Source organism: Pseudomonas sp. AC083, assembly GCF_979253165.1.
In genome coordinates this window covers 142,881-163,866 of the sequence record NZ_CEEDDH010000014.1, presented here as the reverse complement: position 1 = coordinate 163,866, position 20,986 = coordinate 142,881, and the positions used below count along the sequence as shown (strand labels likewise).

At 61.6% G+C, this 20,986-nt stretch carries 18 protein-coding genes; 11 read left to right on the top strand and 7 right to left on the bottom strand.

The genetic code is table 11. From position 1 onward, the window contains the following. The first annotated feature begins 188 nt into the window (after positions 1-188). Entirely contained in the window at positions 189-398 is a 210-nt protein-coding gene (locus AC0IXA_RS19995) for a DUF2788 domain-containing protein (RefSeq protein ID WP_341639246.1), read from the top strand. On the opposite strand, the gene AC0IXA_RS19990 is transcribed toward AC0IXA_RS19995, so the two are convergent. The 4 genes from AC0IXA_RS19990 to AC0IXA_RS19975 form a co-directional block, all read right to left on the bottom strand. After that, positions 393-1,028 (bottom strand): pseudouridine synthase, encoded by a 636-nt coding sequence (locus tag AC0IXA_RS19990; protein ID WP_016773052.1) that lies wholly within the window; start codon positions 1,026-1,028, stop codon positions 393-395. The two genes, AC0IXA_RS19995 and AC0IXA_RS19990, sit on opposite strands and share 6 nt — an antisense overlap. Positions 1,029-1,100: 72 nt before the next feature. Further along, positions 1,101-2,600, bottom strand: coding sequence for an AMP nucleosidase (gene amn / locus AC0IXA_RS19985; RefSeq protein WP_016773051.1), 1,500 nt, complete (start codon positions 2,598-2,600; stop codon positions 1,101-1,103). Positions 2,601-2,792: 192 nt separating this feature from the next. After that, a complete protein-coding gene (locus tag AC0IXA_RS19980; RefSeq protein WP_471814373.1) occupies positions 2,793-4,442 on the bottom strand; it encodes an acyl-CoA dehydrogenase family protein in 1,650 nt (549 codons plus the stop codon). Positions 4,443-4,537: 95 nt separating this feature from the next. Continuing rightward, positions 4,538-6,889, bottom strand: coding sequence for a 7TM diverse intracellular signaling domain-containing protein (locus AC0IXA_RS19975; protein ID WP_471814372.1), 2,352 nt, complete (start codon positions 6,887-6,889; stop codon positions 4,538-4,540). 301 nt (positions 6,890-7,190) lie between these two features. Here AC0IXA_RS19975 and AC0IXA_RS19970 point away from each other — a divergent pair, with 301 nt between their 5' ends. The 4 genes from AC0IXA_RS19970 to AC0IXA_RS19955 all read left to right on the top strand — a co-directional run bounded on the left by AC0IXA_RS19970 (position 7,191) and on the right by AC0IXA_RS19955 (position 10,708). Then, positions 7,191-7,988, top strand: coding sequence for a hydroxymethylpyrimidine/phosphomethylpyrimidine kinase (locus AC0IXA_RS19970; protein WP_122705986.1), 798 nt, complete (start codon positions 7,191-7,193; stop codon positions 7,986-7,988). Between the two features lie 18 nt (positions 7,989-8,006). After that, positions 8,007-8,630: a thiamine phosphate synthase gene (gene thiE / locus AC0IXA_RS19965; RefSeq protein WP_024014437.1), complete on the top strand. Its 624-nt coding sequence runs from the start codon at positions 8,007-8,009 to the stop codon at positions 8,628-8,630. 15 nt (positions 8,631-8,645) lie between these two features. Then, positions 8,646-9,929: a glutamate-1-semialdehyde 2,1-aminomutase gene (gene hemL / locus AC0IXA_RS19960; protein WP_016773047.1), complete on the top strand. Its 1,284-nt coding sequence runs from the start codon at positions 8,646-8,648 to the stop codon at positions 9,927-9,929. Positions 9,930-10,153: 224 nt separating this feature from the next. Beyond that, complete coding sequence (locus tag AC0IXA_RS19955) at positions 10,154-10,708, top strand: tetratricopeptide repeat protein (protein WP_016773046.1); 555 nt, start codon at positions 10,154-10,156, stop codon at positions 10,706-10,708. A gap of 190 nt (positions 10,709-10,898) precedes the next feature. On the opposite strand, the gene AC0IXA_RS19950 is transcribed toward AC0IXA_RS19955, so the two are convergent. After that, on the bottom strand, positions 10,899-11,228 hold the full coding sequence (locus AC0IXA_RS19950; RefSeq protein ID WP_016773045.1) for a DUF1820 family protein: 330 nt from the start codon (positions 11,226-11,228) through the stop codon (positions 10,899-10,901). Positions 11,229-11,360: 132 nt separating this feature from the next. Here AC0IXA_RS19950 and miaB point away from each other — a divergent pair, with 132 nt between their 5' ends. From miaB to lnt, 5 genes are all read left to right on the top strand, one after another. Then, positions 11,361-12,689 (top strand): tRNA (N6-isopentenyl adenosine(37)-C2)-methylthiotransferase MiaB, encoded by a 1,329-nt coding sequence (miaB, locus tag AC0IXA_RS19945; protein WP_041477732.1) that lies wholly within the window; start codon positions 11,361-11,363, stop codon positions 12,687-12,689. A gap of 181 nt (positions 12,690-12,870) precedes the next feature. Then, positions 12,871-13,863, top strand: coding sequence for a PhoH family protein (locus AC0IXA_RS19940; RefSeq protein ID WP_016773043.1), 993 nt, complete (start codon positions 12,871-12,873; stop codon positions 13,861-13,863). Further along, a complete protein-coding gene (gene ybeY, locus AC0IXA_RS19935; protein ID WP_016773042.1) occupies positions 13,856-14,350 on the top strand; it encodes an rRNA maturation RNase YbeY in 495 nt (164 codons plus the stop codon). The genes AC0IXA_RS19940 and ybeY overlap by 8 nt, the downstream gene beginning before the upstream one ends. Positions 14,351-14,355: 5 nt before the next feature. Continuing rightward, entirely contained in the window at positions 14,356-15,195 is an 840-nt protein-coding gene (locus AC0IXA_RS19930; RefSeq protein WP_007909641.1) for an HlyC/CorC family transporter, read from the top strand. A gap of 14 nt (positions 15,196-15,209) precedes the next feature. After that, positions 15,210-16,733 (top strand): apolipoprotein N-acyltransferase, encoded by a 1,524-nt coding sequence (gene lnt / locus AC0IXA_RS19925; RefSeq protein WP_341639251.1) that lies wholly within the window; start codon positions 15,210-15,212, stop codon positions 16,731-16,733. 116 nt (positions 16,734-16,849) lie between these two features. Here lnt and AC0IXA_RS19920 read toward each other — a convergent pair whose 3' ends face one another. Together AC0IXA_RS19920 and AC0IXA_RS19915 are read right to left on the bottom strand one after the other, a co-directional pair. Next, positions 16,850-17,611, bottom strand: coding sequence for a YdcF family protein (locus AC0IXA_RS19920; protein WP_122610972.1), 762 nt, complete (start codon positions 17,609-17,611; stop codon positions 16,850-16,852). Positions 17,612-17,715: 104 nt separating this feature from the next. Further along, entirely contained in the window at positions 17,716-18,039 is a 324-nt protein-coding gene (locus AC0IXA_RS19915) for a hypothetical protein (protein ID WP_024014441.1), read from the bottom strand. Positions 18,040-18,294: 255 nt separating this feature from the next. On the opposite strand from AC0IXA_RS19915, the gene leuS reads away from it, so the two are divergent. Then, the gene (leuS, locus tag AC0IXA_RS19910) at positions 18,295-20,901 is read left to right on the top strand and encodes a leucine--tRNA ligase (protein ID WP_471814371.1); all 2,607 of its coding nucleotides are present in this window, start codon (positions 18,295-18,297) and stop codon (positions 20,899-20,901) included. The last annotated feature ends 85 nt before the right edge of the window (positions 20,902-20,986 follow it).

Sequence of the window (20,986 nt, the reverse complement as noted above, 5' to 3'; positions counted from 1 at the left end):
ACTCATTTGCGTCGCTGAAATCGCTTTCGCGAGCAGGCTCGCTCCCACCGGGGAATGCATTTCAACCTGTGGGAGCGAGCCTGCTCGCGAAGGGGCCGGCACAGGCGACGCAGATCAATGCCCCGCCATCCGACCATGGCGTATACTCGCCGCCGCCCTTTCAGCCCTGTCCGCGCCGGAGATCGCCAATGGATCCAGCACTGTTCGAAGAGTGGATGATGACCGGTCTGGTCAGCATCCTGATCGTTTTCATGGGTTTCATCGTCTGGGATCTGGCGAAGAAGTCCAAGGCCGGGCGGTTCGGCTCGTTCATTCTGTTTTTCGTGCTGGGCCTGGGCGTGGCCGCGTTCATCATCAAGAGTGTGGTGATCGGCCTGATCGAATCCGGCGCCTTATAAGCGCGCCGGCACTTCCTGCCACTGGCCCTGATCGAGCCCTTCAATCGTCCAGTCGCCAATCCTGACCCGCACCAGCCGCAACGTCGGCAATCCGACCGCCGCCGTCATGCGCCGCACCTGACGGTTGCGCCCTTCGCGAATCACCAGTTCCAGCCACGAAGTCGGTATGGTCGCGCGAAAGCGTACCGGCGGATTGCGCGGCCACAATTGCGGCTCAGCCAATTGCCGCGCTTCGGCGGGCAGAGTCATGCCGTCATTCAGCTCGACGCCATCGCGCAGGCGCTGCAACTGCTCGGCCGTCGGCTCGCCCTCCACCTGCACCCAATAAGTCTTCGCCAGTTTGTGTTTCGGATCGGCGATGCGCGCCTGCAACTGGCCGTCGTTGGTCAGCAGCAACAAACCTTCGCTGTCGCGATCCAGACGTCCGGCCGGGTAAATCCCCGGCACATCGATGTAATCCTTGAGTGTCGCCCGCCCTTCACCGTCGCTGAATTGCGTCAGCACATCGAAGGGTTTGTTGAACAGGATCAGTTTCGGCTCGGCCGGTGGTGCTTTGGCAACACGGCGCGGGGCAGAAGACTGAGGCTTCACGCCGGGACGGCGGGAAGGTGGACGCGGGGGACGGGACATAAGAGACAGAACATTTAGCGATCAGGGCTGACAATGCTAGTGCCCCGACCGCCAAATGACCACGACTAACCGTTAACGGAACGGCGGCTCGTCGAAGCTGCGCAGTTTGCGCGAGTGCAGCGAGTTGAGTTCGGTACGCAGCAGATCCACCGCTTCGATGCCGATTTTCAAATGCTGGCTGACCGCACGTTCATAGAAGGCGTTGGCCGAGCCCGGCAGTTTGATTTCGCTGTGCAGTGGTTTGTCCGAAACGCAGAGCAACGTGCCGTAAGGCACACGCAGGCGATAACCTTGCGCTGCAATCGTGCCGCTTTCCATATCCACCGCCACCGCGCGGGACAGGTTGATCAGCGGCCGTTCCTGAGCCCAGCGCAGTTCCCAGTTACGGTCGTCGTAGGTCAGAACCGTGCCGGTGCGCAGGCGTTTCTTCAGGTCGTCGCCCTTCTCGCCGGTGACATTCGCCGCCGCCTGCTGCAGAGCAAGCTGCACTTCGGCCAGTGCCGGGATGGGAATATTCGGCGGCACCACACGATCAAGAATGCCGTCGCGACGCATGTAGGCGTGAGCCAGCACATAGTCGCCGATGGTCTGCGACTGACGCAGGCCGCCGCAGTGGCCGATCATCAGCCAGCAATGCGGGCGCAGCACGGCCAGGTGATCGGTGATGTTCTTGGCGTTGGACGGGCCGACACCGATGTTGACCAGCGTCACGCCGTGGCCATCGCTGGCGATCAGGTGATAGGCCGGCATCTGGTAACGGTGCCAGACCACACCGGCGGCAATCGCCGAGGCTTCGCCGTGGTCCATGCTCTTCTCGATGATCACGTTGCCCGGCAGGACCATGCGCACGAAACGCGGGTCGCGGCGCAACTGCTCCAGACCATGAACGATGAACTGATCGACGTAGCGGTGATAGTTGGTCAGCAGAATCCACGGCTGCACATGGCGCCAGTCACTGCCGGTGTAATGCACCAGACGGCGCAGCGAGAAATCCACGCGCGCGGCGTCGAACAGCGCCAGTGGCAGCGGATCGGTGTTTTCCCAGTCGTAGAGGCCGTCGGCAATGCCATCGGTAGCGGCGGACAGGTCAGTACTCGGGAACACCCGCGCCAGCACCGCTGCAGTGACGCCGGAACCGGCCAGTTCATCGCCCTGCTCGACCACATACGGATACGGAATGTTCTGCTGGCTGACGCCGACTTCGACGGTCACGGTGAAGTCGTGCATCAACGGCGTCAGTTGTTCGAGCAGGTATTTGCGAAACGCCGCCGGGTGGGTGACGGTGACGCTGTAAGTACCGGGCAACTGCACCTTGGCGTAAGCGCGGGTGGTCTGCGGCACTTCGCCCTGGCAGTGGTAGGTCAGACGCAGTTCGGGATAACGAAACAGGGCACGCTGTTCGGCGTCGGGCTCGACGCGGTCCTTGAGGTAACGCTTGAGGGCAGAATTCAGCGCAGTGGTGGCCCGCTCATGCAACTCGGCCAGACGATCCACGGCTTGTTCGGCGGTTTGAACGACAATAAACGCTTCGGTCACGATCAGCTTCCTGTGTTCTGACTTGCAGAGCTTCATCTTGCCTGCATCGTGGACGCACGGGAACAGTGGCGTTGTGGGTGTACCGAAATCTTTCAGGTAACCCGAATCCCTGTGGGAGCTGGCTTGCCAGCGATGAGGCCGTCACATTCAACATCGATGTTGACTGACAGACCGCCATCGCTGGCAAGCCAGCTCCCACAGGGTTTTGTGGTGTCGGGAAAATTGCGGTCAGAAAAGCTGTGGAGTCGAGCGTGCGACGATCGCTTCGACGTTCAGCCCACGCGGCAACGCGCCGTAGACGCGGCCGCCACCGCTCAGACGGCTGGCAATGAAGGCATCGCTGACCACGGAATTCCCAGCCTCCAGCAACAGTTTGGCCTGCAATCCAAGGGCAATGTCTTCGGTCAACTGCCGCGCCCGATACTGAATGTCACTGGTGTCCTTGAACTGCGCCTGCAACTGCTGAATGTGCGCGGCCAGACGCTTGTCGCCATGGCCGTCGCCCAGTTCGCTGAACAGCACATCCAACACACCCGGCTCCTTCGACAACGCGCGCAGCACGTCGAGACATTGCACATTCCCCGACCCTTCCCACGTCGAATTCACCGGCGCTTCGCGGTACAGGCGCGGCAGGATGCTGTCCTCGACATATCCAGCACCGCCCATGCATTCGGCGGCTTCGTTGATCATTCCTGGCGCGCGCTTGCAGATCCAGTATTTGCCCACTGCCGTCACCAGCCGCGCGAATTGCGCTTCGTGGCGATCATCCAGATGATCGAGCGCCTTGCCCATGCGCAGACTCAGCGCCAACGCCGCTTCGCTTTCCAGGGCCAGATCGGCGAGTACGTTTTGCATCAGCGGTTGCTCGCTGAGCAATTTGCCGCCGACCTTGCGGTGCGCGCAGTGATGGCTGGCCTGGGTCAGCGCTTGGCGCATCAGCGAGCTGGAGCCGACCATGCAATCGAAGCGAGTCATCGCCACCATTTCGATAATGGTCGGCACGCCGCGCCCTTCTTCGCCGATCATCCATGCCAGCGCCCCACGAAACTCCACTTCGCTGGAGGCGTTGGACTGGTTGCCGAGTTTGTTTTTCAGACGCTGGATGTAGAACTGATTGCGCGTGTCGTCCGGGCGATGGCGCGGCAGCAGAAAGCAACTCAAGCCCTTGTCGGTTTGCGCCAAGGTAAGGAAGGCGTCGCACATCGGCGCCGAGCAGAACCACTTGTGCCCGACCAGTTCATAGGCCTGACCCGGGCCGCTGGCGCCGACCGGGTAAGCCTTGGTGGTGTTGGCGCGGACATCGGTGCCGCCCTGCTTCTCGGTCATCGCCATGCCGATGGTCACGCCGGCCTTGTGCGCCATGCCGACGTTGCGTGGATCGTATTCGGTGGCGAGGACTTTCGGCAGCCACTGCTCAGCCAGCTCCGGCTGCAAGCGCAGGGCCGGCACGCTGGCGAAGGTCATGGTCAGCGGGCAACCACTGCCGGCCTCGGCCTGGCTGTGCAGATAGGTCATCGAAGCGCGGGCGACATGCGCGCCGTCCTGCGGGTGTGCCCAAGGCAGCGAGGTCAGGCCATGTTCGATCGCCGTGCGCATCAGCTCGTGGTAAGCCGGGTGAAACTCGACCAGATCGATGCGATGGCCGTAGCGATCATGGCTGGCAAACACCGGTTTGTTCTGGTTGGCGAGAAACCCCGCCTCCATCAAAGGCCCACCCGCGAGTGCGCCATAGGCATCGATGCGCGACTCGGCCCAACCGGCACCAAAACGCCGCGACCACTCCCGCAGCGGCAGGTCGATGCGGTACAGGTTGCTGCCGTCCAGCGACGGCGGCTGATTGGTGACTTCGTGGGTTTCGGCGAACTGATGCAGGTTCATGACGGCGCTCCGTGTTCAGCAATGGCACCAGTTAAGCACTGGTGCTTTTTTGAACAAAGTGTCATAGGCGCCGTTTTTGCGGCGCTTTTACCCCATCAGCAACTGAGCACGCGGCGCTGCAACGCAGCCTGCAGATCCTCGAATTTCACCGGTTTGTGCAGATAGTCGATAGGCGCGCCCGGGGCGCATTGCTCGCGGTCAGCGCTCAGCGCCAACATGAACACTGGCAAATGCGCGCAGCCTGGCAATGCATGGATCTGGCAGCACAGCGATGCGCCTTCGTGGCTGGGCAACTGGCAATCGATCAGCACCGCATCGAAGCTTTCCCGTTGCAGGCAGTCCAGCGCCGCGGCGCCGTTATCAGCGCTGCGCACGCGGAAACCGAGCTTGAGCAACATGCCACGCATCACCAGTTGGTTGACGCTGTTGTCGTCCACCAGCAGCACCGTGCAGTCCTGCGGCGCACGAATGCAATCGCGGGTCGGCTGATCCGCAGGCGCTTCGATCACCGGCAGTTCGAATTCGACATCAAGCTGGAAGCGGCTGCCGCGTCCCGGCTCGGAGCGATGGGTGAGTTTGCCGCCGAGCAATTCGACCAGTTGCCGGCAGATCGCCAGACCCACCCCCAGGCCGCCGTATTCTCGAGTCATCGAACCGTCGAGCTGGAAGAAACGCTGATACAGCGTGGCCTCGCCCAGATCAGTGAAACCGATGCCGGTGTCGATCACCGCAAACGACAGCGCCATGCGCTCATCCGCCGACGGCCGCCCGGTGACGCGCAGCGCCAACCCGCCGACGCGGGTGAACTTGATCGCATTGTCCAGCAGGCATTCCAGGCACTGCGCCAGTTTCGCGCTGTCGCCGAGCAAGCGATCCGGCAGGGTCGGCAGCACCTCGACCTTGAAGTCCAGCGACTTGCTCGCTGCATTGCCTTCGAACTGCACGCGCAACGCTTCGATCACGCCGCGCAGGCTGAAACTGCCCGGCGTCGCCTTGAGCTTGCCGGCCTGCAACTCAGTGAGCGTGAGGATGCCATTGACCATGCGCATCATGTCGCGGGCGGAACCGGCGGCAGTCTGTTGATATTGCTCAAGCTCGGGATCGAGGTCGACGGTCTGCATCAGCTCCAGCGAACCGATCACGCCGTTCATCGGCGTGCGCAGTTCGTGGGTCAGCGTGGCGAGGAATTCATCCTTGAGCTTGTTGCTGTGGGCCAGTTGCTGGTTGAGCACTTCGAGTTTCTGCCCGGCGTCGAACAAGGTCTGCGCCTGTTGTTCGCGCATGGCGTTGATGCGATCGGCCAGCGCCAGCGACAGCAGCGCCACCTCGATCGCCGAGCCGATCTGGCTGGCGTACATGGTCAGGAACACGTTGGGCAGCAGGCCCAGCACCATCAGCGTGTTGACGATGCCGCCGAGCAGGAACGCCGACCAGGCGATGATGAAGTAACGCGCCACGCGCAAGCCGCGCCACCAGGCAAGAATCCCGGCGGCAAAGATCACCACGGTGAAGGTCAGCGCCAGCGTGGTCGCCAGGCGCAGGGCCAGGGCGTAGCTGGTCATCAGCGACAGGCCGATCACCAGCGCACTGAAGACAATCAGGCCGATCAGCAAGCGATCCAGCCAAGGGCTGTGGGTCTTGGTCTGCAGGAAACTGCGGGCGAACTGGCTGCCGAAAAGCCCGGCGCAACCGATGAAGAATGGCGTCGCGGCGTTGGCCCACCATGGGTTGTCCGGCCAGAAATACTCGACCGCCGCGCCATTCACCGACAATTGATAGAGGCCGAACGAGCCGATATAGAAGATGTAATAGAGGTAACTGGTGTCGCGCACGCTCAGGTAGATGAACAGGTTGTAGACCAGCATCCCCAGCAGCACGCCATAAATGATGCCGAGCACATACAGGCGCACCGGTTGGTCTTCGAGGTACGCGGTGCTCGACCACAACGTCACCGGCGCCTGGATCGAGCCTTCGCTGGCCAGTCGCAGGTACAGCGCCTGCTGTTGATCCGGCTTGAAGGGAAGGTCGAACAGGTAGTTGTTCTGGCGGATCTCGCGACTCGCGAAAGGCAAGGCATCGCCGGTCTGGCGCACCAGTCGGTAGGCGCCACTGGCGTCGGGCAAGTAAAGGTCGAGGTGATCAAGCGGCGGATACGCCAGCTCCAGCAGCCAGGTGCGCTGGGCGGCCGGGTTGCTCGGGCGGTAATGCAGGTCGATCTTCAGCCAGAACGCCGAGCGCGAGTAACCGGCGTTGAGCGTGGCTTTGTCGTGGGTTTTGAACTGGCCGGCGGCATCTTGCGCGCGGACGTCGGCAATCGTCGCCTGACCGCTCGGGTCTTCGAACACTTGCAGCGATCGGCCCAGTGGCAGGCTCTGGGTGAATTCGTCGAATTCGACGGCGCTCGCCATGAGGGGCAAGCAGAACAGCAACATCAGCAAATAGCGCATTGAAGCCCCAGCGTGGCTCGTCCGGTTGTGTCAGGAAGCCCCCCATTCCCTTTGAGTAGACGTAAAACCGGTATTACCTGTGATTGTTTGGATCCAGCCTAGCATAGCCGTTGATGGCCATTGAGCACCATGGAAATTTTTCCTACAACGGCTCTAGAACGGGCGTTCCAGGGCAAAGCACCGAGATAGAGCTGTTGGAATGGTCAGGAACGTCAAAGATCGCAGCCTCCGGCAGCTCCTGCATTTATCTTGCTCTGCCACCCACACCCCAAAATCAGCTTTGGTGGTAAGCTCGCGCACCATGAATATCTACAGCTCCCGCCCCGTTGTCCTCTGTCTCTCCGGCCACGACCCCAGTGGTGGCGCCGGCTTGCAGGCAGATATCGAAGCCTTGCTCGCGCAGGGTTGCCATGCGGCTCCGGCCGTCACCGCCCTGACCGTGCAAGACACGGTCAACGTCACTGACTTTCGCGTCCTCGACCGTGAGTGGGTACTGGCCCAGGCCAACGCCGTGCTCAACGACTCCGAAGTCGCCGCAGTGAAACTGGGCATGCTCGGTTCTCTGGATATGGTCGACACGGTCGTCGAACTGCTCTCGGCGCACCCGCATCTGCCGGTGGTCTGCGACCCGGTGCTGCGTGCCGGCGGCGGCGGACGCCTGGGCAAGGACGAGGTCGGCTACGCGATGCGCGAGCGTCTGCTGCCGCTGTCGATCATTGCCACGCCCAATCTTCCTGAAGCGCGCATCCTCGCCGAACTGCCCGAAGGCACGGCCGACGAGTGCGCGGAAAAACTCCTGCCATTCGTCAAAAACCTGCTGATTACCGGCGGACATGGCGACGAAACTGAAATCCACAACCGCGTGTACAGCCGCGACGGCCTGCGCGAAACCTTTATCTGCCAGCGCCTGCCGGGCAGCTATCACGGCTCCGGTTGCACATTGGCCAGCGCTTTGGCCGGTCGCCTGGCCCAGGGCGAGCACCTGGCCAGTGCCGTGCGCAGTGCGCTGGATTACACCTGGCGGACGCTGCGCGATGCCGAACAACTGGGCAAAGGCCAGTTCGTGCCGCGTCGCCTGCCGCTGGATTTCTGCTCGTAACGTCGTGAGGTCTGCCCGATGAAACTACGTGGCCTGTATGCCATTACCGACAGCCAGTTGCTGGCCGGCAAGTTTCTGTCTTACGTGGAGGCGGCGCTCGACGGCGGCGTCACCCTGCTGCAATACCGCGACAAGAGCAGCGACGAGGCCCGCCGTCTGCGCGAGGCCGAAGCGTTGCGCAACCTGTGCGAGCGCTACAAGACGCAACTGATCATCAACGATGACGCCGAGCTGGCCGCACGCCTCAACGTCGGCGTGCACCTCGGGCAGACCGACGGCCCGCTGTCGCCGACCCGCGCCCTGCTCGGTTCGAAAGCCATCATCGGCTCGACCTGCCATGGGCAAATCGCTCTGGCCGAACAGGCTGCCAAAGAAGGCGCGAGTTACGTTGCCTTCGGCCGCTTCTTCAATTCCACCACCAAACCCGGTGCGCCGAGTTGCAGCCTCGACTTGCTCGACGAAGCCAAACGCACGCTGCACTTGCCGGTCTGCGCGATTGGCGGCATCACCCTCGATAACGCCGCGCCGCTGGTCGAGCACGGTGTCGATCTGCTCGCCGTGATCCACGGTTTGTTCGGCGCCGAGAGCAGCGCCGAAGTGACCCGCCGCGCCCGCGCCTTCAACGAACTTCTGAAAATCTGATTTGAGAGCCCGATCATGTCTCGTTCCGAAACCCTGTTTGCCAATGCTCAGAAACACATCCCCGGCGGCGTCAACTCGCCGGTGCGCGCGTTCAAGAGCGTCGGCGGCACCCCGCTGTTCTTCAAACACGCCGAAGGCGCTTACGTCACCGACGAAGATGACAAGCGCTATGTCGATTACGTGGGTTCGTGGGGCCCGATGATCCTTGGCCACAGCCATCCGGACGTGCTCGACGCGGTGCGCAATCAGCTGCAACACGGCCTGTCCTACGGCGCGCCGACGTCGATGGAAACCGAGATGGCCGATCTGGTCTGCTCGCTGGTGCCGTCGATGGACATGGTGCGCATGGTCAGCTCCGGCACCGAAGCGACCATGAGTGCGATCCGTCTGGCCCGTGGTTACACCGGGCGCGACAGCATCATCAAATTCGAAGGCTGCTACCACGGCCACTCCGACAGCCTGCTGGTCAAGGCCGGTTCCGGCGCTCTGACCCAGGGCGTACCGAGCTCGGCCGGCGTGCCGGCAGCGTTCGCCAAACACACCCTGACCCTGCCGTTCAACGACATCGACGCGGTTGAAGCGATGCTCGCCGAAGTGGGCGAGGACGTGGCGTGCATCATCGTCGAGCCGGTCGCCGGCAACATGAACTGCGTGCCGCCAGCGCCGGGCTTCCTCGAAGGCCTGCGTTCGCTGTGCGACAAGCACGGCGTGGTGTTGATTTTCGACGAAGTGATGACCGGTTTCCGCGTCGCCCTCGGCGGTGCCCAGGCGCACTACGGTGTGACGCCGGACCTGACCACTTTCGGCAAGATCATCGGCGGCGGTATGCCGGTGGGCTGCTTCGGAGGTAAACGCGAGATCATGCAGCGCATCGCCCCGCTCGGTCCGGTGTATCAGGCCGGTACGTTGTCGGGCAATCCGCTGGCGATGGCTGCCGGCCTGACGACCCTGCGCCTGATCAGCCGCCCGGGCTTCCACGCCGAACTGACCGACTACACCGCGCGCATGCTCGACGGTCTGCAGCAGCGTGCCGATGCTGCGGGCATCCCGTTCGTGACCACTCAGGCCGGCGGCATGTTCGGTCTGTACTTCAGCGGCGCCGACGACATCGTCACCTTCGACGACGTGATGGCCAGCGACGCAGCAATGTTCGGTCGCTTCTTCCACTTGATGCTGGAAGGTGGCGTGTACCTGGCGCCGAGCGCTTTCGAAGCCGGTTTCACCTCGATCGCCCATGGCGAAGCCGAGTTGCAACTGACGCTGGACGCCGCCGAGCGTGCCTTCGCCGCATTGAAATAATCGCCGTACCGCTGACGTTGGCTATGGCCAGCGTCAGCTTTCGCCTACATCCGCTCGGTTTTTCCGACGCGTCTGCGAAAATCCTGCCTGAATCGGGCGATATATTCCCCACGCAGCAGAAAAACGAGTAAAGACTTTGTAAGGTTGGCCCTGCTTATTTCATAATGCGCGCTTATTGGATCCCTCGACGGGTCCGCGTGCCCTTCAGAGGTAAGTCGATTCCCATGAACCGCACCGGCCGCACCCTTGCATTGGGCTGCCTGTTGCTCCTTCAGCCCCTGCTCGCGCATGCACAAGCAGGCGGCAACTCGTTGTTGATCCCGGCGATGGGTCGTTGCACCCTCAATACTCAGCCGCAAGACGTCACGCAGGCATTGGCCGCCTGCCAGAAAGCGGCGGACGAAGGGGACGCGCAAGCGCAATACGAGTTGGGTGAGTTCTACTACGACGGCAAGAACGCGCCGCGCGACCTCAATCAAGCCCTGAGCTATTTCGAAAAGGCCTCGCTGCAAGGCCACGCCCAGGCGCAATTCAAGCTCGGCAGCATGTTCTTCCACGGCGAAGGCGTGCAGGCCAACAATATCCAGGCCTACATCGTGCTGAAGATGGCAGCGGTCAACGGTGCTGAAGAGGCATTGGACACGGCTGACGAAGTCTCGGAAAAAATGTCCCGCGAAGATCTCGAAACCGCCACTCAGGTGCTCGGGCAGATTTTCCGCAAATACCTGATGGAACTGCAGAACGCCGATGGGCGCACGCCATTCTCCCCACTGCCCTAAAGGCTGTGGAGATGACCTGTGGCGAGGGGATTCATCCCCGTTGGGCTGCGAAGCAGCCCCAAACCCTGCAACCCGGTTCTGTCTGACACATATTGCTGGATGGATTGCGACTGCTTCGCAGCCGAGCGGGGCGGTGCGACGTTTCGCTAAATCCCCTCACCACAACATCATTCCAAATCCAAAGCTGTGCTTACTTCTCAGGCATCGGCATCGGAAACGGCATGACATTGCCGACCGCGCCCCGGGCTTCGCTGATTTTCGGCGTGCCCAGACGTTCCACTTCGTCGATGCGCACGATCGAATGCATCGGTACAAAGCTGCGCACCACGCCTTCGAATTGCGCCTTGAGCTTTTCTTCGCTCGGGTCGACGACCATTTGCGTACGCTCGCCAAAGACGAATTCTTCAACTTCCAGGAAACCCCACAGATCACTTTGATAGATCTGCTTGGCGTACATTTCGAACACCTGGCCCTGGTTGAGGAAAATCACCTTGTAGATTGGAGCTTCGCGTTTGGTCATGGCGGGCGGATAACATCGGGGTAAAAATGAGGGCGCGAACTATAGCATAGCCACCGGACGCACAGCGGTAGGAACCTGACGGCTTGTTCCCTATAATGCGCGGTTCTTTGAATCACGTGACGACCCGAATCCATGGCCAAGAAGCTTTACATCGAAACCCACGGTTGCCAGATGAACGAGTACGACAGCTCGCGCATGGTCGATCTGCTGGGCGAACATCAGGCCCTGGAAGTCACCGCTCGCGCGGAAGACGCCGACGTGATTCTGCTCAACACCTGCTCGATCCGCGAACGCGCGCAAGACCGCGTGTATTCGCAACTCGGCCGCTGGCGCGAACTGAAGCTGGCCAACCCGGACATGGTCATCGCCGTCGGCGGTTGTGTGGCCAGTCAGGAAGGCGCGGCGATCCGCGATCGCGCGCCGTACGTCGATGTGGTGTTCGGCCCGCAGACCCTGCACCGTCTGCCGGAAATGATCGACGCCGCGCGCAGCAGCAAGCTGCCGCAGGTCGACGTGTCGTTCCCGGAAATCGAAAAATTCGACCACCTGCCGGAGCCGCGTATCGACGGCCCGAGTGCCTACGTGTCGGTGATGGAAGGTTGCAGCAAGTACTGCACGTTCTGCGTGGTGCCGTACACTCGTGGCGAAGAGGTCAGCCGACCGTTCGACGACGTGATCGCGGAAATCATTCACCTGGCCGAACACGGCGTGCGTGAAGTGACCTTGCTCGGGCAGAACGTCAACGGCTATCGCGGCCAGACCCACGACGGTCGTCTGGCCGATCTGGCCGAACTGATCCGCGTGGTCGCCGCTGTCGATGGCATAGACCGCATCCGCTACACCACCTCGCACCCGCTGGAGTTCTCCGACAGCCTGATCCAGGCCCACGCCGAAGTGCCGGAACTGGTCAAGCACCTGCACTTGCCGGTGCAGTCGGGCTCGGACCGGATTCTCGCGGCGATGAAGCGTAACCACACGGCGCTGGAGTACAAATCCAAGCTGCGCAAATTGCGCGCCGCCGTACCGGGGATCTGCATCAGTTCGGACTTCATCGTCGGTTTCCCCGGCGAAACCGAAAAGGACTTCGAACAGACCATGAAGCTGATTGCCGATGTCGGCTTCGATTTCTCCTACTCGTTCGTCTATAGCCAGCGCCCGGGCACGCCCGCTGCCGATCTGGCCGACGACACGCCGGAAGAATTGAAGAAAGAACGCCTGAACGCGCTGCAACATCGTCTGAATCAGCAGGGCTTCGAGATCAGCCGACAAATGGTCGGCTCGATCCAGCGCATTCTGGTGACCGATTACTCGAAGAAAGACCCGGGCGAGCTGCAGGGCCGTACCGAGAATAACCGTATCGTCAACTTCCGCTGCGACAATCCCACCCTGATCGGTCAGTTCGCCGACGTGCACATCGACGCCGCGCAACCGCACTCACTGCGTGGCTCGCTGGTTCAATAACACCATCGCATTGTGGATGGGGCTTCTGTGATGAGGGGATTTATCCCCTCACCACAAAAGACCCCGCCAGCCACAGAGAATGGGTTGCAAAGCAGCCTCGATATTTAAGAGCTTTCGCACCCACGTCACTGGCGTTATCCTTGATTTCATCCTAATTGCCCCAGGGCGGCTAAATACGACCTTGAACGCACCCATCGAACCACATCGTTTTCTCCTCGAGCCTTTTGAGGCTCGCCGCTTCGCCAATCTGTGCGGGCAATTCGACGAGCATTTGCGCTTGATCGAACAGCGCCTGGCCATCGAGATCCGCAATCGCGGAAACCAGTTCGAGTTGATTGGCGATCCAAAACTCACCACGTCCGCAGAAAACCTGCTGCGCCGCCTGTACCGGGAAACCAAGGGTACCGAGCTGTCGCCAGACCTGGTGCACCTGTTCATTCAGGAATCAGCAGATATCGACAACCCGGCCCCTGCCGAAGCGACCGTCGCCCTGCGCACCAAGAAAGGCATGATTCGCCCGCGCGGCTTGAATCAGCAACGCTACGTGAAGGAAATCCTCGGTAACGACATCAACTTCGGCATCGGCCCAGCCGGTACCGGCAAGACCTATCTGGCCGTGGCCTGCGCGGTTGACGCACTGGAGCGCGAGCAGATCCGCCGCATCCTGCTGGTGCGTCCGGCGGTCGAAGCGGGGGAAAAACTCGGCTTCCTGCCCGGCGACCTGTCACAGAAGATCGACCCGTACCTGCGCCCGCTCTACGACGCGCTGTACGAAATGCTCGGTTTCGAATACGTCGCCAAGCTGATCGAGAAACAGGTGATCGAAGTCGCACCGCTGGCCTACATGCGCGGTCGTACGCTGAACAACAGCTTCATCATTCTCGACGAGAGCCAGAACACCACCGTCGAGCAGATGAAGATGTTCCTCACGCGCATCGGCTTCGGCTCCACCGCCGTGATCACCGGCGACATCACCCAGGTCGACCTGCCGCGCGGCACCAAGTCCGGCTTGCACCATGTGATCGAAGTGCTCAAAGACGTGCCGGGCATCAGCTTCACCCATTTCCAGCCCAAAGACGTCGTGCGCCACCCGTTGGTGCAGCGGATCGTCGAGGCCTACGAGCGCTTCGAGACCCGTGCCGAAGCTGCGAAGGAAGCCTCGCGCGATGCTTGAGCTGGATCTGCAAATCGCCACCGAGGCCAGCGCGCCGAGTGAAGCCGAGTTCCGTCAGTGGTGCGAACTGGCCCTGCGCCAGCGCAGCGCTGATTCGGAAATGACCATTCGTCTGGTCGACGAGGAAGAAGGCCGCGAGCTCAATCACACCTGGCGCCACAAGGACTACGCGACCAATGTGTTGTCGTTCCCGGCGGAAGTGCCTGACGAGTTTCTCGATATCCCGCTGCTCGGCGATCTGGTGATCTGCGTGGCCGTGGTCGAACGCGAAGCCGCCGAGCAGGGCAAGGAACTAAAGGCCCACTGGGCACATCTGGTCATTCACGGCTGCTTGCATCTGCTGGGTTACGACCATATAGATGACGACGAAGCCGAAGAAATGGAAGCACTGGAACGCGAGTTGCTTGCTGAACTGGGCTATCCCGATCCGTACGCGGACGACGAAACCGAACACTCCCCCATCGTTACAACAAAGGATTCAGAGTAATCGCTATGAGCGAAGATCGATCGAGCAACGGGCAGAAGTCATGGCTGGGTAAACTGACCCAGGCTTTTGCCCACGAGCCGAAGAACCGTCAGGAGCTCCTCGAGCTGCTGCGTGATGCACATCAGAACAAACTGCTGGACAGCGAAGCGCTGGCCATCGTCGAAGGCGCCATTCAGGTGGCTGACCTGCAAGTGCGCGACATCATGGTGCCGCGCTCGCAGATGATCAGCATCAAGGCGACCCAGACACCCCGCGAATTCCTCCCTGCCGTAGTCGACTCGGCCCACTCGCGCTATCCGGTCATCGGCGAAAGCCATGACGACGTGATGGGCGTGCTGCTGGCCAAGGATCTCCTGCCGCTGATCCTCAAGGAGAACGGCGACAGCTTCAACATCAAAGATCTGCTGCGCCCGGCCACCTTCGTGCCGGAGTCCAAGCGTCTGAACGTGCTGCTGCGTGAATTCCGCGCCAACCACAACCACATGGCCATCGTGATCGACGAGTACGGCGGTGTGGCCGGCCTGGTGACCATCGAAGACGTGCTGGAACAGATCGTCGGCGACATCGAAGACGAGCACGACGTCGAAGAAGACAGCTACATCAAACCCCTGCCCAGCGGTGATTTCCTGATCAAGGCGCTGACGCCGATCGAGAACTTCAACGAGTTCTTCGACAGCGAATTCTCCGACGACGAGTTCGACACCGTCGGCGGTCTGGTGATGAGCGCGTTCGGCCACTTGCCAAAACGCAACGAAATCACTGAAATCGGCGCCTATCGCTTCCGCATCCTGAACGCCGACAGCCGTCGGATTCATTTGCTGCGTCTGACGCCAATTGCTCGTTAATTCTAAGGACTGAAATGCGCTGGACAACCCGCCCCGGCTGGCCCGGTAACCTGCTGGCCGTGGCGGCCGGTGCAATTACCACCTTCGCTCTCGCCCCGTTCAACATCTGGCCGCTAGCTTTGCTCGCGGTCGGTTTTTTCTACGCCGGTTTGCGTGAGCTGAGCCCGCGTCAGGCGCTCGGCCGTGGCTGGTGCTTCGGCTTCGGCCTGTTCGGTGCCGGCACCAGCTGGATCTATTACAGCATTCATCATTTCGGCGGCGCTTCGGTGTTGCTCGCCGGGTTCTTGATGCTGCTGTTCACCGCGGCGATTGCCTGGTTCTTTGCCCTGCCCGCGTGGCTTTGGGCGCGCTGGTTGCGGCGTAACGAAGCACCGCTGGCGGATGCCTTGGCGTTTGCGGCGTTGTGGGTCGGCCAGGAAGCCTTTCGCGGCTGGTTCCTCACCGGTTTCCCATGGCTTTATTCCGGTTACAGCCAGCTCGATGGCCCGCTGGCCGGGCTCGCGCCGGTGGGCGGCATGTGGCTGGTGTCGTTTGTTCTGGCACTGACCGCAGCGCTGATCTACAACGCGCCGCGCTTGTTGCACGCTCGTCGCAAGGTTTTCATCGCGGCCGGTGTGGTACTTCTGGCGGGGCCTTGGGTAGCAGGTATCGCCCTCAAAGGCCACGCGTGGACCAGCCCGTCCGGCGCACCGCTGACCGTGGCCGCAATTCAGGGCAATGTCGCGCAAAGCATGAAATGGGACCCGGCCGAGCTCAACGCGCAACTGGCGCTGTACCGTGATCTGAGCTTCCGCTCCAAACCGGTCGATCTGCTGATCTGGCCGGAAACCGCCGTGCCGGTGTTGAAGGAGTCCGCCGAGGGCTACCTGACGATGATGGGCAACTTCGCCGCCGAGCGTAAGTCAGCGTTGATCACCGGTGTGCCGATCCGCCAGACCGTGCATCACGAACGGCGCTTCTTCAACGGCATCACCGTGGTCGGCGAAGGCGACGGCACTTATCTGAAGCAGAAACTGGTGCCGTTCGGCGAGTACGTGCCGTTGCAGGACGTGTTGCGCGGCTTGATCGCGTTCTTCGACCTGCCAATGTCGGACTTCGCGCGCGGCCCGTCGGATCAAGCGCTCTTGCAAGCCAAGGGTTACCAGATCGCACCGTTTATCTGCTACGAAGTGGTCTATCCGGAATTCGCCGCCGGCCTGTCGGCACGCAGTGATCTGCTGCTGACGATCAGCAACGACACCTGGTTCGGCACGTCCATCGGCCCGCTGCAACACCTGCAAATGGCGCAGATGCGCGCGCTGGAAGCCGGACGCTGGATGATCCGCGCGACCAACAACGGCGTCACCGGCCTGATCAACCCGTTCGGGCAGATCACCGAGCAGATTCCGCAGTTCGAACAAGGCGTGTTGTATGGCGAAGTGGTACCGATGCACGACCTGACGCCGTACCTGCAATGGCGCTCGTGGCCGCTGATCGTGTTGTGCCTGCTGCTGTTTGGCTGGGCGTTGATGGCCAGCCGCATGTCGAAGACCCTCTGAGAAATGTGGCGAGGGGATTTATCCCCGCTGGAGTGCGCAGCAGACCCCTCTTCTGAAGGTAAGAGAGGGGCCGCTACGCGCCCCCTCGGGGATAAATCCCCTCGCCACAATGATCTTCAGCGGTAAAACAACGAATACCCTACCTGCCCCACCGCCTCATTGAGCAATTGCCCGCTCTGCCAGATCGACTTGAATTCCGGCAGCCAGCCTCCGAACGGCCGGGCATTATCGGTACCGAGGAAACCCACCGGCGCCGGCACCACTTCGAATCCCGCCTGCTCAAAGCTCCACACCGCACGCGGCATGTGCCACGCCTGCGTCACCACGACAACCCGCTTGATCCCCTGGGGCAAGAGGATATCTGCCGTCATCTTCGCGTTCTCCCATGTGGTACGGCTCTCGCCTTCCTGCCAGCGCACGCTCACGTCGAAGTCATCACGCAACGAATCCGCCATCAACTTCGCCTCGGTCGGGGGCGTGCCGTAATGCAGGCCGCCGCTGGTCAGAATCGGCAGGCCCGAGGCCTTGGCCAGGCGTGCGGCGTAACGCTGACGCTCAAGGCCGACGCCGGTCGGCTGGTCTTCGCCCCAGGCCAGATCACCGCGCTCACGCCCCGAGCCCAGCACCACGATCGCATCGGCGCGTTGCGCCAGCGTTGCCCATTCCTGCCGCGCCAGCGGCGGCTCTCGTTCCAGCGCCTTGGCGCTCCACTGCACTACCACCGGCAGGCTCATCAGCCACAGGCCGCCAAAGCCGAGGGCAAAACACACACCCGCCAGACGCGGCCGCGAGCGGCGCAGCCACCAGGCGGCCAGCAACAGCAGCAAAAGAATGCCGGGCGGCAGTAAAAGTTGTTTGATGAAATAGCGAAAGGGCATCGGGCATCTCCAAAGATGCCCGAAGCCTAAGAGTGTTGATTACGCGTTACAACCAGTAGGCCGGATCCGGTTGCAAAAGATCCGTTTCATGACCTGCCATGCGCTTACTTGGCCTGCACAGAACGCACCTTGCCGGTGTCTCTGCGCGGCGCCTTGTCCTTGAGCCAGATGACCTTGGCCGAATGTGCTGCATCGAGCTGCTTCACTGCTTGAGACAGGCATCCCTGCGTTTCACGTTCACTGCGATCCAGATAGGCCTTGACCAGTTTGAACTCGGCGGGACTCAAGCCACGCAATTCCAGTTCCAGGGGGCGCTCGTCGCGCAGCCGGTCAGCGGTTTTCACGGCGTCCAGCGCCATGCCCAGACGATCGATCAACCTTTCATACAACTCGGGTTTCGTTACGTTCTTTTTCCGTTGCTCCACCATCCCTCACCTCATTGAAGATAAGACTCACTCCCCAATTAGAGCTTAGCTTCGCTGCACGAACCGGCTACACGCCGCGACCAACGGCCCTCGTCGTCCAAAAGCTCTGGCAAACAGCTGTAATCAGGGTTTCCCTCGGCCAAGCGCGGTCATGTATGCTACGGCGCTTCCTGTCATTCCACTTCCAGCGCACCCGGGCCATCCCGGATGCCGCCGTCGAAGAGGATTAGGCCACCCCTATCCAGTACAAAAGTAGCCATGCACGAACAATATCAGCCACGTGAGATCGAAGCCGCCGCCCAGTCGTTCTGGGATGAGCAAAAGTCCTTTGAAGTCAGTGAACAGCCAGGCAAGGAAACCTACTACTGCCTGTCGATGTTCCCTTACCCCAGCGGCAAGCTGCACATGGGCCACGTGCGCAACTACACCATCGGCGACGTGATCTCGCGCTACCAGCGCATGCAGGGCAAGAATGTTCTGCAGCCCATGGGTTGGGATGCGTTCGGCATGCCGGCGGAAAACGCCGCAATGAAAAACAACGTAGCGCCCGCCAAGTGGACCTACGAGAACATCGCCTACATGAAGTCGCAACTGCGCAGCCTCGGCCTCGCGGTGGACTGGTCCCGTGAAGTGACCACCTGCAAGCCGGACTACTACCGCTGGGAACAATGGCTGTTCACGCGCCTGTTCGAAAAAGGCGTGATCTACCGTAAAAACGGCACCGTGAACTGGGACCCGGTCGACCAGACCGTTCTGGCCAACGAGCAAGTCATCGACGGCCGTGGCTGGCGCTCCGGCGCGCTGATCGAAAAGCGCGAAATCCCGATGTACTACTTCAAGATCACCGCTTACGCCGACGAGCTGCTGGAAAGCCTCGACGAACTGACTGGCTGGCCGGAACAGGTCAAGACCATGCAGCGCAACTGGATCGGCAAGTCCCGTGGCATGGAAGTGCAGTTCCCGTACAACGTCGATTCGATCGGCGAAGCCGGCACCCTGAAAGTCTTCACCACCCGTCCGGATACCCTGATGGGTGCGACCTATGTCGCAGTCGCTGCCGAGCACCCGCTGGCCACCCTGGCCGCGCAGAACAATCCCGAGCTGCAAGCGTTCATCGCTGAATGCAAGGGCGGTAGCGTCGCTGAAGCCGATGTCGCCACCCAGGAAAAGAAAGGCCTGCCGACCGGCCTGTTCGTCGAGCACCCGCTGACCGGCGAGAAGCTGCCGGTGTGGGTCGCCAACTACGTGCTGATGCATTACGGCGACGGCGCGGTCATGGCGGTTCCGGCGCACGACGAGCGCGATTTCGAATTCGCTCACAAGTACAACCTGCCGGTGAAATCGGTGGTGCGCACCAGCTCCGGTGACAGCAACCCGGCGCCGTGGCAGGACGCTTACGGCGAGCACGGCACGCTGATCAACTCCGGTGAGTTCGACGGCCTCGACTTCGCCGGCGCGTTCGACGCCATGGAAGTGGCGCTGATCAAGAAAGAACTCGGCGCCTCGCGCACCCAGTTCCGCCTGCGCGACTGGGGCATCAGCCGCCAGCGCTACTGGGGCTGCCCGATCCCGATCATCCACTGCGCCACCTGCGGCGACGTGCCGGTGCCGGAAGATCAACTGCCTGTCGTTCTGCCGGAAGACGTGGTGCCGGACGGCGCCGGTTCGCCGCTGGCGCGCATGCCCGAGTTCTACGAATGCAGCTGCCCGAAATGCGGCGCGCCGGCCAAGCGTGAAACCGACACCATGGACACCTTCGTCGAGTCGTCGTGGTACTACGCCCGCTACGCCTCGCCGCACTTTGAAGGCGGCCTGGTAGAAAAATCCGCTGCCGATCACTGGCTGCCGGTGGATCAGTACATCGGTGGTATCGAACACGCCATTCTGCACCTGCTCTACGCACGCTTCTTCCACAAGTTGATGCGCGACGAAGGTCTGGTCAGCTCCAACGAGCCGTTCAAGAACCTGCTGACCCAGGGCATGGTGATCGCCGAGACTTACTATCGTCGCGAAGCCAACGGTGCCTACACCTGGTTCAACCCGGCAGACGTGGAACTTGAGCGTGACAGCAAAGCCAAGGTGATCAGCGCCAAGCTGAAATCCGACGGCCTGCCGGTGGAAATCGGCGGTACCGAGAAGATGGCCAAGTCGAAGAACAACGGCGTCGACCCGCAGTCGATGATCGACCAGTTCGGCGCCGACACCTGCCGCCTGTTCATGATGTTCGCCTCGCCGCCTGACATGAGCGCGGAATGGTCTGACTCCGGCGTTGAAGGTTCGCACCGTTTTCTCAAGCGCGTCTGGCGTCTGGCGCAAGCCCACGTCACCCAGGGCCTGCCGGGCAAACTGGATATCGCCGCGTTGAGCGACGAGCAGAAAACCGTGCGTCGTGCGATCCACCTGGCGATCAAGCAGGCCAGCCATGACGTCGGCCAGAACCACAAATTCAACACCGCCATCGCTCAGGTGATGACGCTGATGAACGTGCTGGAAAAAGCAGCCCAAGGCACCGAACAGGACCGCGCGCTGCTGCATGAAGGTCTGGAAGCGGTGACCCTGCTGCTGGCGCCAATCACCCCGCACATCAGCCACGAACTGTGGAAGCAGTTGGGTCACGCCGATGCGGTGATCGATGCAGGCTGGCCGGCCGTGGACGAAAGTGCCTTGGTGCAGGACAACCTGACCCTGGTCATTCAGGTCAACGGCAAGCTGCGCGGGCAGATCGAAATGCCGGCCAGCGCCACCCGCGAAGAGATCGAAGCCGCCGCGCGCATCAACGAAAACGTGCTGCGTTTCGTCGACGGCCTGACCATTCGCAAAGTGATCGTGGTGCCGGGCAAACTGGTCAACATCGTCGCCAGCTAAATTGGATCGGCTGCCAGGCTCGCCTGGCAGCCAGTAAAACCTTTCGGGCCGCAGAGTCGGCTCACCTGGTTTCAAGGGGAGCAAC

What these genes read in the sequence shown, in the direction of transcription:
- AC0IXA_RS19995 (WP_341639246.1), top strand. Translation starts at nt 189, where the DNA reads ATGGATCCAGCACTGTTCGAAGAGTGGATGATGACCGGTCTGGTCAGC.
- AC0IXA_RS19990 (WP_016773052.1), bottom strand. Translation starts at nt 1,028, where the DNA reads ATGTCCCGTCCCCCGCGTCCACCTTCCCGCCGTCCCGGCGTGAAGCCT.
- amn (WP_016773051.1), bottom strand. Translation starts at nt 2,600, where the DNA reads ATGAAGCTCTGCAAGTCAGAACACAGGAAGCTGATCGTGACCGAAGCG.
- AC0IXA_RS19980 (WP_471814373.1), bottom strand. Translation starts at nt 4,442, where the DNA reads ATGAACCTGCATCAGTTCGCCGAAACCCACGAAGTCACCAATCAGCCG.
- AC0IXA_RS19975 (WP_471814372.1), bottom strand. Translation starts at nt 6,889, where the DNA reads ATGCGCTATTTGCTGATGTTGCTGTTCTGCTTGCCCCTCATGGCGAGC.
- AC0IXA_RS19970 (WP_122705986.1), top strand. Translation starts at nt 7,191, where the DNA reads ATGAATATCTACAGCTCCCGCCCCGTTGTCCTCTGTCTCTCCGGCCAC.
- thiE (WP_024014437.1), top strand. Translation starts at nt 8,007, where the DNA reads ATGAAACTACGTGGCCTGTATGCCATTACCGACAGCCAGTTGCTGGCC.
- hemL (WP_016773047.1), top strand. Translation starts at nt 8,646, where the DNA reads ATGTCTCGTTCCGAAACCCTGTTTGCCAATGCTCAGAAACACATCCCC.
- AC0IXA_RS19955 (WP_016773046.1), top strand. Translation starts at nt 10,154, where the DNA reads ATGAACCGCACCGGCCGCACCCTTGCATTGGGCTGCCTGTTGCTCCTT.
- AC0IXA_RS19950 (WP_016773045.1), bottom strand. Translation starts at nt 11,228, where the DNA reads ATGACCAAACGCGAAGCTCCAATCTACAAGGTGATTTTCCTCAACCAG.
- miaB (WP_041477732.1), top strand. Translation starts at nt 11,361, where the DNA reads ATGGCCAAGAAGCTTTACATCGAAACCCACGGTTGCCAGATGAACGAG.
- ybeY (WP_016773042.1), top strand. Translation starts at nt 13,856, where the DNA reads ATGCTTGAGCTGGATCTGCAAATCGCCACCGAGGCCAGCGCGCCGAGT.
- AC0IXA_RS19930 (WP_007909641.1), top strand. Translation starts at nt 14,356, where the DNA reads ATGAGCGAAGATCGATCGAGCAACGGGCAGAAGTCATGGCTGGGTAAA.
- lnt (WP_341639251.1), top strand. Translation starts at nt 15,210, where the DNA reads ATGCGCTGGACAACCCGCCCCGGCTGGCCCGGTAACCTGCTGGCCGTG.
- AC0IXA_RS19920 (WP_122610972.1), bottom strand. Translation starts at nt 17,611, where the DNA reads ATGCCCTTTCGCTATTTCATCAAACAACTTTTACTGCCGCCCGGCATT.
- AC0IXA_RS19915 (WP_024014441.1), bottom strand. Translation starts at nt 18,039, where the DNA reads ATGGTGGAGCAACGGAAAAAGAACGTAACGAAACCCGAGTTGTATGAA.
- leuS (WP_471814371.1), top strand. Translation starts at nt 18,295, where the DNA reads ATGCACGAACAATATCAGCCACGTGAGATCGAAGCCGCCGCCCAGTCG.